Genomic DNA, 14,993 nt, shown 5'->3' with positions numbered 1-14,993 from the left:
GGTTATTTCTCCTGGCTTGCAGTGTGGTGGAGTTGCCGGACCGTGCCGTCTTCGAGGTGCCACCGGTAGTCGAGCCGGACGTTTTCCAGCAGCCGCCGGTCGTGGGTGACCAGCAGCAGGGCTCCGTCGTAACTATCAAGGGCCTCTTCCAGCTGCTCAATGGCCGGCAGGTCGAGGTGATTGGTCGGTTCGTCCAACACCAGCAGGTTCACGCCGCGCGCCTGGAGCAGTGCCAGGGAAGCCCGGGTCCGCTCCCCCGGGGACAGGGAATCCACGGTCCGCGAGGTGTGGTCCGCCTTCAGGCCGAACTTTGCCAGGAGCGTCCGGACGTCTGCGCTGTTCCAGTCCGCCAGGACCGCTTCGACCGCGTCGCCCAGCGGCGAGCCGCCGTCCAGCAGCCCGCGGGCCTGGTCAATCTCACCGATGGCCACCGTGGCACCCATGGAGGCGTCGCCGTCGTCAGGTGCCTGCGTTCCCAGCAGGAGGCGCAGGAGGGTGGACTTCCCGGCGCCGTTGGGCCCGGTGATCCCGATTCGCTCGCCGCCGTTGAGCTGGAGGCTGACCGGTCCCAGCGTGAAGCTGCCCTGGCGTGCCACGGCGTTGCGCAGGGTGGCCACGACGGCGCTGGAGCGGGGAGCCTGGCCAATGCTGAACTGGAGCTGCCACTCCTTCCGGGGCTCCTCCACCACGTCCAGCCTGGCGATGCGGGACTCCATCTGGCGGACCTTCTGGGCTTGCTTTTCGGAGGACTCAGTGCTGGCCGCGCGCCGGATCTTGTCGTTGTCCGGGCTCTTCTTCATGGCGTTCCGCACGCCCTGGGAGCTCCACTCACGCTGGGTCCGGGCACGGGACACCAGGTCCGCCTTCGTAGCGGCGAATTCGTCGTATTTCTCGCGGGCGTGCCGGCGTGCCACCGCGCGCTCTTCGAGGAAAGCGTCGTACCCGCCGTCGTAGACGGCTACGGCGTTCTGGGCCAGGTCCAATTCCACAATGGTGGTGACGCAGCGGGCCAGGAACTCGCGGTCATGGCTGACCAGCACCACGCCGCCGCGCAGGCTGGTGACGAAGTCTTCCAGTTTGGCCAGCCCGGCAAGGTCGAGGTCATTGGTGGGCTCGTCCAGCAGCACAACGTCGAACCGGCTCAGCAGCAGCGCGGCCAGGGCAACCCTGGCGGCCTGGCCTCCGGACAGCCCGGTCATCAGGGCATCGGCGCCCGTTGCCAGGCCAAGGTCGGAGAGGACAGGCGGGATGCGTTCGTCCAGGTCGGCGGCGCCCGATGCCATCCACCGGTCGAAGGCGCGGGCGTAGGCGTCGTCCGCGCCGGGAGCTCCGACGCCCAGGGCTTCTGCGGCGGATTCCATTTCGGCGGTGGCCTGTGTGCAGCCGGTGCGGCGGCCGATGTAAGCCGCCACGGTTTCGCCGGACACGCGCTCGTGTTCCTGCGGCAACCACCCCACAAAGGCATCGGCTGGGGCCAGGCTGACGGAACCGCCCTGGGGCTGGTCGACGCCGGCGAGGAGGCGCAGCAGCGTGGATTTCCCCGCACCGTTGGCGCCGACTACGCCCACCACGTCTCCCGGGGCCACCGTGAAGGAAAGATTTTCGAAAAGCGTGCGGTGGCCATGGCCGCCGGAGAGGTCTTTGGCAACAAGGGTTGCAGTCATTGGTGCGTCCTTTCGCCCGGGTGCATGCGCAGCCGGTCCCATACCGGAACGGGCCCGGCGATGCCGTACGGACAGTCGCGGGAAAGGCGCTCCGGGCCGCGGGCATGAAAGAACCCGCTGGTCCGGACTTGGGGGGTGTACGGACCAACGGGCTCGACCATCAAGCATAGTCGAAACACCTCCCGGGGTAAAATCGGCGGTCCCGCGGCACGGTAAAATCGACTCACCATCCGTCCTGCAGAGAGCACTTCATGACCCTTCCCGCCAAGGCGTTCCAGCGCTGGCTGCAAGGCATCGCCCCTGATGCCAGCACGGCAGACGTCTGCCGGGTCTCCGGGATCAAGCGGACCACGCTCGCCCAGCAACTGGTGCGCGGCAAGGTTTCCGTCTCCACGGTGGTGAGCATCAGCCGTGCGTACAACGTGAACCCCGTGGCCGCCCTTGCGGGGTTTGACAGCTATCGCGTCCTTGCGGGGCCGCCGCAGCCGCCCACCCGGTGTGAGCTGGTCAGCCAGATTTCGACGGCGGACCTGCTGCGCGCGGCGCTGGCACGTCCGGCCATGGACCCTTTGGGCCGCCAGGGCGCTGCGCCGGCTGCCCTGAGCCCGGTCCCGCATGCTTCCTCGGTGAAGAACTGGGTGGATGCGATCGACGACGGCGAGGTCCGGCACCGGGTGTCAGCCGCCACCGGGATCGCACCGCAGAATTACTCCGCCCAGCTAACGGCCAACAGGCTGTCGCCGGAACTGGCGGTGGCCACCTCGATGGCGGCCGGGGTGGGCCCGGCAAACGGGCTGGTAGCCACCGGCCTGATCACTGAAGAGGAAGCCGGGTGGGCGCCAGGAGCGCGCCAGGAGGCGCTGGACAGCATGTCCGACGGCGACCTCACCGCCCTGGTGGGCGACAGGATGCAGGCATTGGGCAAGGTTTTGCGCCGCCAGGAGCAGGACCAGGCACAGACGGAAAAAATATGGGAGAACCTGGGATGATCACGATCCTTCAATGGACCACTTTGGCGATCTGCTCGATGATTGCCATCGCCCGCATCCCCAGCGCCCTGCGCGGCAGGAACAGGTCACTGTTCTATATTTTCGCCCTGATGACACTCGCCATCCTGCTCAGCATCGAGGCTCCCTACGTTGCCATCGACCAGGCGCTGGGTGGCATCAACCTGACCAACCTGTTGCTGCGGTTCGTCATCTTCGGCGCCATCTACTTCGTGGGGGTCCGCATCACCAAGGGCTTCGGGGCCACGAATGCATACCGGCTGATCACGGGCCGGACAGGCATGCTGGCGCTGGCTGCCCTCTCGGCACTGGTGGTGGTGGTGTTCCTCCTGATGGACACGGCCGGATCCTCGGCGGGGCTGGTGACAGTTTCCGGCAAGGACCCCCGCAACGGCGTGTTGGTGGAGTACTACGGGGCCGCCGGACGGGCCTACCCCGCCTTCGTTTCACTGGTCCTGTTTCCGGCGATGGTCCGCGCTGCGCGGAGCCGCCTGCCCCTGCTGGTCCGCGTTGCCGCCGGACTCCTGGCGGTGGGTGGCCTGTCCATCGCGTTGACACTGTTCTTCCCGGTGGTGCCCCCGGAGCTGGGGTCGCTGCGGTTCATCGTCAACTACACGGCCGTACTGTGCTTCGTTATTGGCCTGGCACTGATCTGGGCCGCACGGATACGGCAGGACAAGCGGGCCGGCAGCGGAACGTCATTTACCGAAAAGTAATCAAACCGCCTTTCACATAATCATTAGAATGTGAAACAATCATGAATGTGTGAAGGTGAGGCACGGTGCGTTTTTGAACGGGGATAAATTCTTGGAAGACGCCCTGCTTCGGGGGCCTTCACACGCATTGGGGGGATGAGTGGTGGCGGCCGTTGGGGACCGCCCCCACTCAGCCTATTTAACGCTTCTTAGCAGTGCGGGCGCGTCTCCGTCACGGTTTTCCGTTCAGGGTCTGGGGGCCGGGCGGCCCCCAGACCCTGAACGATGAGCGCCGCACTACCGCACGAAGCGCAGGGTCACCAGCTGGAACGGACGAAGCTTCAGTTCCACGCCACCCGCACCCGCGGACACCCCGGGAGCCTCGGTGGGCCGCTCCAACAGGTCGGTCACCACAACGTCACGCACGGGGAAATTCGCCTTAATGCGCCCAGCGGTGCGCTGCCCCAGCGATTCATACAGGCGGACCACGACGTCGCCCGAGCCGTCTTCGGCAAGCTTGACCGCTTCAACAACCAGTCCCGGTGTGCCCACCGAGACCAGTGGCTCAACCGGCGCGGCCCCCTTGACCAACCGGGGCGCAAGGTTGGTCCTGTACCCCTCCTCCACCGCGGCGCCAATATCTGCACCGGGCCGGACGGTAACGGTCAGCTCGTGCCGGCCGCGGTCGGCCGTAGGGTCCGGGAACTTCGGCGCCCGCAACAGCGAGAGGCGCACCGTGGTGGTGGTGCCGCCGTCGGCCTCCCTGATGTTCCTGGCGACGTCGTGGCCGTAGGTGGACGAGTTGGAAACTGCGACACCGTAGCCCGGCTCCCCCACGTGGATCCAGCGGTGCGCGCAGATCTCAAACTTCGCAGCTTCCCAGGACGTGTTCGTGTGGGTAGGCCGGAAGACATGCCCAAACTGGGTTTCCGACGCCGACCGGTCGGCGCGCACATCAAGGGCAAACCCGAGTTTGAGCAGTTTTTCCTGTTCCTGCCAGTCCACAGATGTGGTGATGGCCAGGGACGGGCTGCCAGGAGCGAGGGTGATGCGCTGGGTGACAGGCGAGGTTCCGGCCAGGCGTTCCACCACAACAGTGGCGCCATCGGGGCCCTCCTCCAGCCGGACCGATTCCGCGCCGGTCAGGGCAGTGACGTTGCGCCGGTAGAACTCATCAATGTCCCAGGCGTCCCACTCGTTGGGGGTGTCCCGGTGGAGTTCCAGCAGGTTGCCGCGCTGTCCCGGCGCTATGGCTTCGCGGCCGGAGGCGTAGTCCTGCAGGGATGACAGCAGGCCGTCCGCGTCCAGGACCGCCCGGATGACGCCGTTGTCCAGGACGTATCCGCCATCCTGGCCGCTGGTCCGGACCGGTCCACCCTGGGTCGCCGGTTCAGCGGCGGCCAGCGCCGGAACTCCGTTCCGGGCATGCGGGGCGGCGTTGAGCAGGAATGTCCGTTCCCCTGCCCCCAGCGCTGCCGCGGCGGCCTGGCTGATGATGGCTTCCAGGGCAGCCTTGATGGCCTGGTAGTTGCGCTCGGCATCCTGGTGTACCCAGGCAATGGAGCTGCCCGGAAGGATGTCATGGAACTGCTGCAGCAGGACCAGCTGCCACAGCCGCTTCAACTCAGCTGCCGGGTACTCGAAGGCGGCGTCGGTGCGGACGGCGGCAGTGGCACACCACAGCTCGGCTTCCCGGAGCAGGTGTTCGCTGCGCCGGTTGCCCTTCTTTGTACGCGCCTGGCTGGTGTAGGTGCCGCGGTGCAGCTCGAGGTACATCTCCCCCACCCACACGGGCAAGGCCGCATATTCCTCTTCCGCCTGCCGGAAGAAACTCTCAGCGGATCCGATCCGAACCTTGGGTGAGCCTTCCAGGTCTGCGGTGCGGGCCGCGGCACTGAGCATTTCCCGGGTAGGTCCGCCGCCGCCGTCGCCATAGCCGAACGGCACCAGGGACACGGTGCCCCGGCCGTGATCCCTGTAGTTGCGTTCCGCGTGCGCGAGCTCGCGGCCGCTGAGCTCGGCGTTGTAGGTGTCCACCGGCGGGAAGTGCGTAAACAGCCGGGTACCGTCGATGCCTTCCCAGTTGAAGGTGTGGTGCGGCATCCGGTTGGTCTGGTTCCAGGAGATCTTCTGCGTCAGGAACCAGCGGCTTCCCGCGGACTTCACGATCTGCGGCAGTGCGGCGGAATAGCCGAATGAGTCCGGCAGCCAGGCCTCCCTGCAGTCAACGCCAAATTCGGACAGGAAGAAGGATTTTCCCTCAATGAACTGCCGCGCCATCGCTTCGCCGCCGGGCATGTTGGTGTCAGACTCCACCCACATGCCGCCCACCGGAACGAACTGCCCGGCGCGGACCTTCTCCCGGATCCTGCTGAACAGTTCCGGATAGGACTCCTTGATCCAGGAGAGCTGCTGGGCGGAGGAACACGAAAAGACGAAGTCCGGGTTCTCGTCCATCAGGGCCACCACGTTGGAGAAGGTCCTGGCGCACTTCCGGACGGTTTCGCGTACCGGCCACAGCCAGGCCGAGTCGATGTGCGCGTGGCCGGTGGCCACCAGCTGGTGCGCAGAAGCGTAGGCGGGCTGTGCCAGCACCCCGGCCAGCGCCTCCCGGCCGGCCGCCGCAGTCCCGGCAACATCGTCCGGGTCCATGACGTCCATCATCCGTTCCAGGGCCCGGAGGATTTCGTGCCGCCGCGGGAGTTCCAGGGGCAGCTGTTCCATCAGCCCCGACAGCGTCCAGACGTCCTGCTGCAGTTCCCAGACGGTCTGGTTGAGCTCGGCGATGGCGATGGTTCCCAGCCGGTAGTGCGGGGCTGATCCGGCTGTGGATTTGTCACCGTAGGGAGTTGCCGCGAAGGTCCAGTCCTGTGCGAGGTCCGGGTTGGCCGCTGCCTCCACGTAGAAGTCCACCGCCATGCCGGTGCCCAGGAGCTTCAGCGGGATGTACCGGTTACGGGGAGAGACGGCCTTGATGATGGTGCCGTCCGGCCGCCAGGCAATTCCCTCGCACTGGAAGCCGGGGGTCTGGACGGTGAATCCGAGGTCCACCACCACTTCGACCGTGGTGTCCGGGCCGGTGCCCCACGACTCGGGTACGTCGCCCTGCAGCCGGAGCCACCTGGTGCTCCACGGTTTGCCCCATGCCGTGCCATGCTCGAGGGGCTGGAACTGCTGCCGCATCGCTTCGAGGGCGGGTACCGGCTCATCCGGTACGTCCCAGCTGCTCAGGGTCAGGGGCACGGTCCGGCTGTAGACAGCAGGGTCGATGCGCTCACGTACAAACCTGGTGAGACGGACTTCCGTGATCCGGCGGTCGTCATGCAATGTGGGCCCTCTTTAGCGCTTGAAAAAATTGGATCATCGTGTCCATTCGATGGACAAATCTACCCGCTGGTAGCCAGCAAACCAACCCCCTTGCGGGAGCATCCGAGGGGGGGTGGTGGAGCGTCAGGCGGGCGCGGAGGCAATTGCCGGGCTGCTGATCCTGGCTGCCCCCGCGTAAACATTAAGGCTGGTTCCCCGGCTGAAACCGGCAAGCGTCAGGCCGCTGGCCTCGGCGAGTTCCACGGCCAGGCTGGACGGCGCGCTGACGGCAGCCAACACGGGGATACCCGCCTGGGCCGCCTTCTGGACCAGCTCGAATGATGCCCGGCCGGACACCTGGAGGACGGTGCCGCGCAGTGGCAGGAGCCCTTCGCGCAGGGCCCAGCCCACCACCTTGTCCACCGCGTTGTGCCGTCCCACGTCCTCGCGGAGGCACAGCAGCTGCACACCGCCGTCGTCCTCAATCCGGAAAAGCCCTGCAGCGTGCACCCCGCCGGTATCGTCGAAGAGTCGCTGCGATTTCCGGAGCAGTGCGGGCAGAGATGCCAGTACGTGCGCGTCGAGCGTGAGGGGGTCCGCCGCGGGGCTGTGGTGCGACGACTTCCGCACGGCTTCAATGGAGTCCGTCCCGCAGATGCCGCAGGAGCTGGACGTATAAACGTTCCGTCCCGTTTCCGGCAGTGGGACATCAGGACGCAGCTGGGCCTCCACCACGTTGAACGTATGGACACCGTTCTCGTCCTCGCCGGCGCAGAAGCGCAGGGATACCAACTGGTCCGGGGTCCAGATCACGCCCTCGGATACCAGGAAGCCGGCTACCAGGTCGAAGTCGTCGCCCGGGGTCCGCATGGTGACCGAATAGGAGAGGCTGCCCAGCCGGATTTCCAGCGGTTCCTCCACTGCCAGGACATCCTCGCGGTAGCGGACGGGAAACTCCAGCGCCTTCGGCGAGCCGTCCAGGACATACTTATGCACCTTGCGGCGCTGCGTCACGCGTCCCATGGACCGTCCTGCCTGTTCATGTCTCCATCATCGCACTGCAGGGCGCCTGCCCGGCCAAGCTCCGGCTCAGCCGAGAAGGGCGCTCCAGTCCACTGGCCCCGCAGGGCCGGACTTCGCCGCCGTCCGGGACGTCCTGCTGCTCCGCGGTTTGGCCTTGGCGGGATCCGCAGGCGCTGGAATGGGCGGGCCCCACGGCAGCGCGAAAGCCGGCACCTGCTCCCCCAGCTGCACGCCGTGCGGCGGAACCACCATGACGCCGTCGGCCGTCGCAAGCCCGCGCATCATGCCCGGGCCGGTGTGCTGAGCCGGCGACGCCATCCCGTACAACAGCCGGAACGGCATGAGGCGCGTGCGGCCCGGATCCGGGTCTATGAGCGTTCCGGAGGCCACTTCCTGCACCTCCGGCAGCGTTCCGTGACCCAGGGCAGCCAACAGGGGCGCGCCCACTGTAAAGAGCGCCATCATGGCGGCGAGCGGATTGCCGGGCAGGCCCAGGACGAACCGGCCGTCGGGGAGTTCGGCCAGCACCACCGGGTGCCCGGGCCGCATGGCCACGCCATCAACCACCAGCCGGCCGCCCAGTTCGGCAACGGCGCGGCGGAGATGATCCGTGCCGGAACGGCCCGTCCCCCCGGTAGTGATGACGACGTCGGCCGGGAGCCCGGGTGCGCCGGGACCCTCCGGCACCACGTCCTCCAGGGCCGCGAGCCACTCCCCATAGGAGTCGCCGATGCGCTGCTGGCCGCCCGGGATGCCACCGAGCATGCCAACGACGGCCGGCAGCTGATGACCAAACGTGTCCCGGACCTTCCCCGGGGCAGGCAGGCCGTGCACCACCACCTCGGACCCTGTCAGCAGCAGGCGCACGAGGGGTTTGCCCTGTACCTCCAGCTCGTCATATCCGGCCAGTGCAGCAAGCGCCAGGTGCGCCGGATTCAGGGTCGCCCCCGCCGGAACAAGGATGTCCCCTTCCTGTGCTTCCTCGCCTGCTTTGCGCACGTGCTGGCCGTTGCGCGGTTCGCCGGGGCGGGCGGTTCCACCCGTGGCGAGGACGGGGAGCCCGTCCTCGTCCTCGGCGAGGACGGCACTTTCGCTGCGCAGGATCCCCTTGCCGCCGGGCGGGATGAGTCCGCCGGTAACAATGGGGCTCGCCTGGTGCGGCGCCAGCCGGGCTCCGGGTTCCACAGGGATCCACGGCCCGGACCCGTTGACTGCCCAGCCGTCCATGGCCGAGGAAGCATAGTGCGGCATGTCCTGAAGCGCAATGATGTCCTGCTCCAACCTGCGGGCCTGGGCTTGGTCCAGCGGCACCGGTCCAGGCGGGATGGGCGTTGCGGCGTCAAAGGCGGCCTGGCGTGCTTCCGCCCAGGTGTGGGCCAGGTGATGGTGGCCCTGGCTCTGGCCCTCTTCCTGTTCCTGGCCGGTTCCGGCCTGACCTTCGTCGTTCTGTCCCTGCGGTTGTTCCTGCAGTTGTCCTTGCGGGTGTCCGTTGCCGTGGTCGTGGCTGTGTTCATGCCCTGCGGGCGATGCTGCGTCCTGCCCGGGTGATTCTGTCATTCGCCGGGGGCCCCGGCGGCTTCAGTGTCATAGTCGGCCGCCAGTGTGCGGGCGACGGCGAGGGCCTTTTCCATGGCCACGGCATCCGTCGAACTGCCGGAGTTCGAGGCCAGGCCCGCGGCGAATCCGGCGATGAAGGTGGTCAGCGGGGCGGCGGGACGGACCACGGAATGCGCCGCCACGCCGGCAAGGGAAAGGATGGCATCGATGTCCACCTGAACTTCCTCAAGCTCGTAGGCCTGGAGCAGCGACCTGCACCATTCCTCCAGTGTTTCGTCCTGGCTCTTCACCACGTGCCTCCAAAGTTAGCTGCGGCCGCGCCCGGCCCCGTCCTCCACGTCCGGGCTGCCGGCGGCAATCCCCAGTGCGGCGGCATCGTCCCACGTGTCCACATCTGCCGTGTAAGCGGCCGGAACGGCGACAAGCTGCACGTCCAGACTAGCAAGGAGTGAGCGGACTGATCCGTTGACCAACCGGCCGTTCGTGGCCATTTCCAGGGCGGACTTTTTTAGCATCCCTGTGCTATAAAGTCCGGCCAGCGGCTGCATCCTCCCGGCGCCGTGTTCATCCTCAGTACAGGCCATATAAGACCCCGATCTCTTCCCAGTGGACAACTCATCCAGAAGGGCACGCACAGCCCCGGAGACCAATGGCATGTCACAGGCCAGGACGAGGGTGTGCGGAGCGCCGGCCCCGGCCCGGCCCAGGACGTCCAGGCCGGTGGCAATAGCCGCTGCGGGCCCGGCGAACTCCGGCTCTTCACGGCACGTGAGCACTCCGGGGGGCAACGGACCGGGATCCGGGCCGACAATCACGGTGGCCCGGGCTCCTTCAACGGCTGCAATGGACCGGTTCAGGAGCGTGGTTCCGCGAAACAGCAGTCCCTGTTTCGGGACTCCTCCCAGCCGTGAGGATCGGCCTCCCGCCAAAATGATGGCATCAAAGGCCGGCACGTCGTTTTGCATGGTTCAAGCGTAGCCAGTGCCGGCGCACGTCTGACAGTCAGCGCATATCAGGCGGCCCGCTCCGGCAGGAGGAACGGATCCCACGCCGGCGTGGGCTTTTCCAATTCCCTAATCTGCCAGATGGTGCCATGCGGCGGCGCCGGCTCGAACCGCAGCTTCCAGCCCATTTCAGCGGGCGTGTGATCGCCTTTGACGTTGTTGCAGCGCAGGCAGGCAGCCACCAGGTTCTCCCAGGAGTCCGCCCCTCCGCGTGACTTGGGGTGAACATGGTCGATCGTGTGCGCTGCTTTTCCGCAGTATGCACACTTATGCCCATCCCGTCTCAGGACGCCGCGGCGGCTGACGGCAGTGGCATGGTTGTATCTGGGGCGGATGTAGCGGTTGAGGAGAATCACGGAAGGGCGGCCCAGGATTTCCTGCGGACCCACCACGGGATCATCGCCCTCGGCTACCACGCTTGCTTTGCCCGTGAGCACAAGCACCAGCGCCCGGCGGAAAGTAATGACCGCCAGCGGTTCATATCCAGCATTCAGAACGAGAGTGCGCATGCACGTACCTCTTCACGGCCGCACCCGTCAGGGGCACGAGGGCCGGCTGCCCTCGGCATGTCCGGGCTATGGATCGACACCACAAGAGTAAACAAAGAAATGCAGGATCAGCTAATCACGGCACGCAGCATCGTCAGGGAAGGGCGTCCGGAGCGTACCGCCTGTGAACGGCAAAGGACCCCTGCCGGTGGGCAGGGGTCCTTCATTCCGACGGGCGGCCGTACAGGCCGGCCCTGTCGGGAGGATCAGTTGACGCGGATGAAAACCGGTCCGGAACCGACGTTGGCGCTGAACACCACGGTCTGGTTGCCGTTGTAGCCGCCGTGCACTGCCTGGCCATTGCCGGCGTAAACAGCGATGTGGGCCATGCCGGCGCCGCCGTCGGCGTAGTAGATCAGGTCGCCGGGCTGGGCCTCGGCAGCGCTCACGGTGCGGCCCAGGGAGAGGTAGCCGGCGGGCCAGTCGTGGAAGTTGATGCCCACGGCAGCCAGCGAGTTGGTGACGAGCATCGTGCAGTCCTGGTTGACGCCGAGCTGGGCGTACGCTGCGGACAGGATTGCTGCGCCCTTGCCGCTGGCAGATGCCTGGGGAGCAGATGCGGGCTGCGCCGTGACGGTAGCGGTGACCTTCGGCGCTGCAGCGGTCTGGGTTGCGGCCGTCTGGGCGGCCGGAGCCGGAGCGGCTTCCTGGACCTCAACCTCGGGCTCTGCTTCAACCACCGGAGCCGGGCTGGTGCTGACGGCCGGCTTCTCGAAGGAGATGTTGATGGTGGAAGCCGCAGAAATCGGAGCTTCCACAGCTGTTCCAACTTCAAAAGCGGATGCAGGAGCGGAGTCGCGCTGGACGTTGGTGTCAGCTGCGTTTGCGGCGATGCCGCTGGTCAGGACCAGGCCCGAGGCTGCGGCGATAACCGCTGCCTGGCGCCCAACGCCGCCGGCGTTGCCGCCAACAGCCTTGGCGATAATGGCGATTGAGTTGGTCTTGGTGACTTCGGCGCGATGCCGTGCGGTAGCACGAGTCGTCATCAGTTCTCTCTTTCGTTGTCCCCGGGCCTGTAGGCAACACGGGGGTTTTGGACGCGCCGGCATCTTGGGGGTACGTCGGCGCGTCCCGAACGGGGATGTGTGATTTAGCGAAAACGGGGGCAAAGAAAAAGTTTCTGGGGCCTGGGGCCCCAGAAACTAGTTCATGGTGTAAAACGAGGAGGTTCCGGTGGCGGCAACCGCGTGAAGAAGGGTGCCCTGGGACGGGTTGAGCGCGCTGATCATCATGCCGTTGCCGACGTAGATGCCAACGTGTGCGCCGCCGTTCTGCATGACGAGGTCGCCAGGCTGGGGGGTGGAGGTGGGCTTCATGGCGTTCCAGGCATTGACGCGAGGGATGCTGATGCCGGCCTGGGCGTAGACCCACTGGGTGAATCCGGAGCAGTCCCAGCCGTTGGGGCTGGTGCCGCCCCACACGTACGGGTGCCCAATGCCGGTGTACGCGATAGCCGCGATGCCCGAGGTGGCAGCGGAGGAAACAGTCTCCGCGAGCTTCTCGGAGGCAGCTTCGGTTGAGCCAGCGGCTGCGGTGACGGCGTTGCCGGCATCCCGTGCTGCTGAAGCAGTGGACTGGGTGCGTACCGGCTCCGGCTTCGGAGCGGCGGTGGTCTTGATGACCGGGCGCTCGAAGGAAACAGTGGCGGTAGGTGCCGCGGTGACGGCGAGGGCAGTCTGGGCCGAACCCGACTCGGTGGATGCCGAGACGCCCGCGGTGGTGTCCGCGACGGCCGGCAGGCCCATACCCAGAACGAGGCCGGAAGCGGCTGCAACTACTGCAGCCTGGCGACCCACCGTCCCGGCATTGGCACTAACAGCCTTGGACACGGCGCCCAAAGGGTTGGTACGAACCGTTTGCGCACGGTGGCGCGCAGCATTATGGCGTGAAGACACGAAGGTAGCCTCTCCCAATGCCTGCGAGGTGAGCTGTCGGATTCGGATGGGAGTCACCCGGCCACACGGCTTCCAAGGAAGCTTTCGTGACTTAACCCCAAGGCCTTCGAAACAAGAAGGCCAAAATTGGTTCCCCCGCCCCTGCCAGACGATGAAATGCGAACGGACCTTGAGCGGTGGCAGAGTTAGGCAATCCACTCAAGAGCGTCAACTTCGGAAAAGTTGACGCGAGTTAGACGGTACAGCAGTTTTGATTGAATGTCACATTCAGGTCACGGCGGGTCACGGCCATTCGAGAGTCCACCATCATTTGGCTAGAGCCAACCGGTGGGGTCGACAACCTCGCCGTTGACCTGGACTTCAAAGTGGAGGTGGCAGCCCGTGGAGGCGCCGGTGGTCCCGCTAAGGGCTATGACGTCGCCCCGGGAGACGGTTTGGCCCTCCTTCACGTTGAACGACGACAGGTGGTTGTAGGTGGTCTCCAGGCCGTTGCCGTGGTCCACCACCACCCTGTTGCCGCCGCCGTACTGGTGCCAGCCCACAAAGGTCACGGTTCCGGTGGCGGCAGCCATCACGGAGGTACCGCACTGGGCAACATAGTCCTGCCCGCGGTGGAAGTCGCCGGTGCCGCCGGTGATGGGGCTGACGCGGTAGCCGAACGGCGATGCCGTGGTCATGGTGGCCAGCGGGGCCCCCAGGGTACCGGCGGATGCAGCCCGGGAGACCGATCCTGCGGACTGGGCGCTGAGCAGCTGCTTGAGCTTGCCGTCAGGGTCCGCCTGGGTGACGACGGCGGAGCGGCTGAAGTCGATCTGGGCGCCTGCTTCCGCGGAAATTGCGGGCTGCGGCGTCACCGATGAGGCGGCAACGGCACCGGTTCCGCTGGCGTCAGTTGCCATGACGGGACTGGTGACAGGGACGGTAACGGTAAGCACCAGGCCGGTGGCGGCAAGCGCGATGCCGGCCTTCTGGCCGATGCCGCTGGCCGAGGCGAATTCCGTTATCTGGCGGAATGGACCCCGACGGCGGCGCGCGTCACGGTGGAGATCGCGGGGGCGCGGGGTCTCGGCAGCTTGGACGGCCCCGACAGCACGCGGCGTAGCAGCGGGGCCCGCCGCGCGGCGGCGGCCCCGGGGGGTCTGCATGGTCAAGAAGGTTTCCTCTCTGGATAGCCTGCGAAGTTAGCTGTCGGATTCGGGTCAGAGAGTTCACAGACCCGGTCCGCCGTAAGCAAGCTGCGGCACAGAGAAATCCCCGGAAGGTTCCTTCACTGGAAGAGGCTTGCTGCTGACGGACTTCACCCCAAGGCAGTCCCCCGCTGCCAGTTGTGGTTCCCCCGCCTCTGCCAGTTATGACTTGGTGCTCCTGATCCGCTGGCAGAGCTCGGCTCCAGATCAGGTAACGCTTAAGTATCAACGCTTTCGTTCAACTATAGGGGCTTAAGTCCCTTAGTAACAATTCCGTTATTTTTGCGTGATCCAGCTCCCACGGGGTAAAAGCAGGGCTTTTACGGTGTCAGTTGACGGCTACGAATACGTGGGCAGCCACTTCGGGAGGCAGTTCCAGAGCGCCTTCAATGCCCGGAACACGGACCGAAATGTAGTCCCCCACACGCTCCAGCGATACCGCCGCTCCGGGGCGGATGCCGCCTTCGTCGAGCTGGGACAGGAGCTCGGGCTCCACCTGGATGGGTTCGGCCAACCGGCTGATGGTCACGGCAGAGGCGGGGCCGTACGTCTTCATGGCCTCAAGAAGGCTGATCGCGCCGTCGGCCAAGGACAGCTCCGGGTTGCCACCCAGTGCGGCCAGTCCGGGAATCGGGTTTCCGTAGGGCGATTCGGTGGGGTGGTTGAGCAGTTCGTAGATCCGGCGCTCAACGCGCTCACTCATCACATGCTCCCAGCGGCACGCTTCGTCGTGGACGTAGGCCCAGTCCAGGCCGATGACGTCAGCCAGGAGCCGTTCCGCAAGGCGGTGCTTGCGCATGACCTCCGTGGCACGTTTGCGGCCCACCTCGGTGAGCTCCAGGTGGCGGTCGCCGGACACCACCACCAGGCCGTCACGCTCCATCCGGCCGATGGTCTGGGACACGGTGGGGCCAGAGTGGCGCAACCGCTCGGCAATACGGGCCCTCAGGGCAACGATGTTCTCTTCCTCCAGCTCCAGGATGGTCCGAAGGTACATCTCCGTAGTGTCGATCAGATCCGTCATCCAGCTCAGCTCCTCGAGCGCAATACCCTGCGTTGTTCCGCGTTGTCCCGCGTTGTCCAGCACAATCCGCCGCCATGCGGCGC

The 14,993-nt window shown here is 66.3% G+C and carries 13 protein-coding genes and 2 riboswitches; of the genes, 2 read left to right on the top strand and 11 right to left on the bottom strand.

What is annotated here, in order from left to right; genetic code table 11:
- Positions 1–2: 2 nt before the first annotated feature.
- Positions 3–1,664 (bottom strand): ABC-F family ATP-binding cassette domain-containing protein, encoded by a 1,662-nt coding sequence (locus ACP3TD_RS05260; RefSeq protein ID WP_426765881.1) that lies wholly within the window; start codon positions 1,662–1,664, stop codon positions 3–5.
- Positions 1,665–1,915: 251 nt separating this feature from the next.
- Between ACP3TD_RS05260 and ACP3TD_RS05255 the strand changes: the two genes are divergently transcribed.
- Together ACP3TD_RS05255 and ACP3TD_RS05250 are read left to right on the top strand one after the other, a co-directional pair.
- Complete coding sequence (locus ACP3TD_RS05255) at positions 1,916–2,653, top strand: hypothetical protein (protein WP_426765880.1); 738 nt, start codon at positions 1,916–1,918, stop codon at positions 2,651–2,653.
- Entirely contained in the window at positions 2,650–3,387 is a 738-nt protein-coding gene (locus ACP3TD_RS05250) for a hypothetical protein (protein WP_426765878.1), read from the top strand. The genes ACP3TD_RS05255 and ACP3TD_RS05250 overlap by 4 nt, the downstream gene beginning before the upstream one ends.
- Positions 3,388–3,663: 276 nt before the next feature.
- On the opposite strand, the gene ACP3TD_RS05245 is transcribed toward ACP3TD_RS05250, so the two are convergent.
- From ACP3TD_RS05245 to ACP3TD_RS05200, 10 genes are all read right to left on the bottom strand, one after another.
- Positions 3,664–6,693, bottom strand: coding sequence for an alpha-mannosidase (locus tag ACP3TD_RS05245; protein ID WP_426765876.1), 3,030 nt, complete (start codon positions 6,691–6,693; stop codon positions 3,664–3,666).
- 123 nt (positions 6,694–6,816) lie between these two features.
- Positions 6,817–7,695, bottom strand: coding sequence for a formate dehydrogenase accessory sulfurtransferase FdhD (gene fdhD / locus ACP3TD_RS05240; protein WP_426765875.1), 879 nt, complete (start codon positions 7,693–7,695; stop codon positions 6,817–6,819).
- Positions 7,696–7,761: 66 nt separating this feature from the next.
- Positions 7,762–9,252: a molybdopterin molybdotransferase MoeA gene (locus tag ACP3TD_RS05235; protein WP_426765874.1), complete on the bottom strand. Its 1,491-nt coding sequence runs from the start codon at positions 9,250–9,252 to the stop codon at positions 7,762–7,764.
- Positions 9,249–9,542 carry a DUF6457 domain-containing protein gene (locus ACP3TD_RS05230; RefSeq protein WP_426765872.1) on the bottom strand — a complete coding sequence of 98 codons (294 nt, stop codon included), beginning with the start codon at positions 9,540–9,542 and terminating at the stop codon, positions 9,249–9,251. The genes ACP3TD_RS05235 and ACP3TD_RS05230 overlap by 4 nt, the downstream gene beginning before the upstream one ends.
- 15 nt (positions 9,543–9,557) lie before the next feature.
- Positions 9,558–10,217: a molybdenum cofactor guanylyltransferase gene (gene mobA, locus ACP3TD_RS05225; RefSeq protein WP_426765871.1), complete on the bottom strand. Its 660-nt coding sequence runs from the start codon at positions 10,215–10,217 to the stop codon at positions 9,558–9,560.
- A gap of 47 nt (positions 10,218–10,264) precedes the next feature.
- Positions 10,265–10,765 carry an HNH endonuclease gene (locus ACP3TD_RS05220; protein WP_426765870.1) on the bottom strand — a complete coding sequence of 167 codons (501 nt, stop codon included), beginning with the start codon at positions 10,763–10,765 and terminating at the stop codon, positions 10,265–10,267.
- A 245-nt stretch (positions 10,766–11,010) separates the two neighbouring features.
- Positions 11,011–11,790 carry an NlpC/P60 family protein gene (locus tag ACP3TD_RS05215; protein ID WP_426765869.1) on the bottom strand — a complete coding sequence of 260 codons (780 nt, stop codon included), beginning with the start codon at positions 11,788–11,790 and terminating at the stop codon, positions 11,011–11,013.
- Positions 11,791–11,946: 156 nt separating this feature from the next.
- Positions 11,947–12,633, bottom strand: coding sequence for a C40 family peptidase (locus tag ACP3TD_RS05210; RefSeq protein ID WP_426765868.1), 687 nt, complete (start codon positions 12,631–12,633; stop codon positions 11,947–11,949).
- Between the two features lie 70 nt (positions 12,634–12,703).
- Positions 12,704–12,885: riboswitch (cyclic di-AMP (ydaO/yuaA leader) on the bottom strand.
- A 128-nt stretch (positions 12,886–13,013) separates the two neighbouring features.
- The gene (locus tag ACP3TD_RS05205) at positions 13,014–13,844 is read right to left on the bottom strand and encodes a M23 family metallopeptidase (RefSeq protein ID WP_426767136.1); all 831 of its coding nucleotides are present in this window, start codon (positions 13,842–13,844) and stop codon (positions 13,014–13,016) included.
- Positions 13,845–13,854: 10 nt separating this feature from the next.
- Positions 13,855–14,073, bottom strand: a riboswitch (cyclic di-AMP (ydaO/yuaA leader).
- A gap of 141 nt (positions 14,074–14,214) precedes the next feature.
- On the bottom strand, positions 14,215–14,910 hold the full coding sequence (locus ACP3TD_RS05200; protein WP_426765867.1) for a metal-dependent transcriptional regulator: 696 nt from the start codon (positions 14,908–14,910) through the stop codon (positions 14,215–14,217).
- Positions 14,911–14,993 lie beyond the last annotated feature (83 nt).

It is taken from the genome of Pseudarthrobacter sp. 1G09 (assembly GCF_050038305.1).
In the GTDB taxonomy this organism is placed as follows: Bacteria; Actinomycetota; Actinomycetes; order Actinomycetales; family Micrococcaceae; genus Arthrobacter; species Arthrobacter equi.
The sequence above is the reverse complement of the archived record's forward strand: the minus strand, read 5'-3'. Positions and strand labels throughout refer to the sequence as shown.

Coding starts and splice junctions, on each gene's coding strand:
- ACP3TD_RS05260 (WP_426765881.1), bottom strand. CDS start 1,664: ATGACTGCAACCCTTGTTGCCAAAGACCTCTCCGGCGGCCATGGCCAC.
- ACP3TD_RS05255 (WP_426765880.1), top strand. CDS start 1,916: ATGACCCTTCCCGCCAAGGCGTTCCAGCGCTGGCTGCAAGGCATCGCC.
- ACP3TD_RS05250 (WP_426765878.1), top strand. CDS start 2,650: ATGATCACGATCCTTCAATGGACCACTTTGGCGATCTGCTCGATGATT.
- fdhD (WP_426765875.1), bottom strand. CDS start 7,695: ATGGGACGCGTGACGCAGCGCCGCAAGGTGCATAAGTATGTCCTGGAC.
- ACP3TD_RS05235 (WP_426765874.1), bottom strand. CDS start 9,252: ATGACAGAATCACCCGGGCAGGACGCAGCATCGCCCGCAGGGCATGAA.
- mobA (WP_426765871.1), bottom strand. CDS start 10,217: ATGCAAAACGACGTGCCGGCCTTTGATGCCATCATTTTGGCGGGAGGC.
- ACP3TD_RS05220 (WP_426765870.1), bottom strand. CDS start 10,765: ATGCGCACTCTCGTTCTGAATGCTGGATATGAACCGCTGGCGGTCATT.
- ACP3TD_RS05215 (WP_426765869.1), bottom strand. CDS start 11,790: ATGACGACTCGTGCTACCGCACGGCATCGCGCCGAAGTCACCAAGACC.
- ACP3TD_RS05205 (WP_426767136.1), bottom strand. CDS start 13,844: ATGCAGACCCCCCGGGGCCGCCGCCGCGCGGCGGGCCCCGCTGCTACG.
- ACP3TD_RS05200 (WP_426765867.1), bottom strand. CDS start 14,910: ATGACGGATCTGATCGACACTACGGAGATGTACCTTCGGACCATCCTG.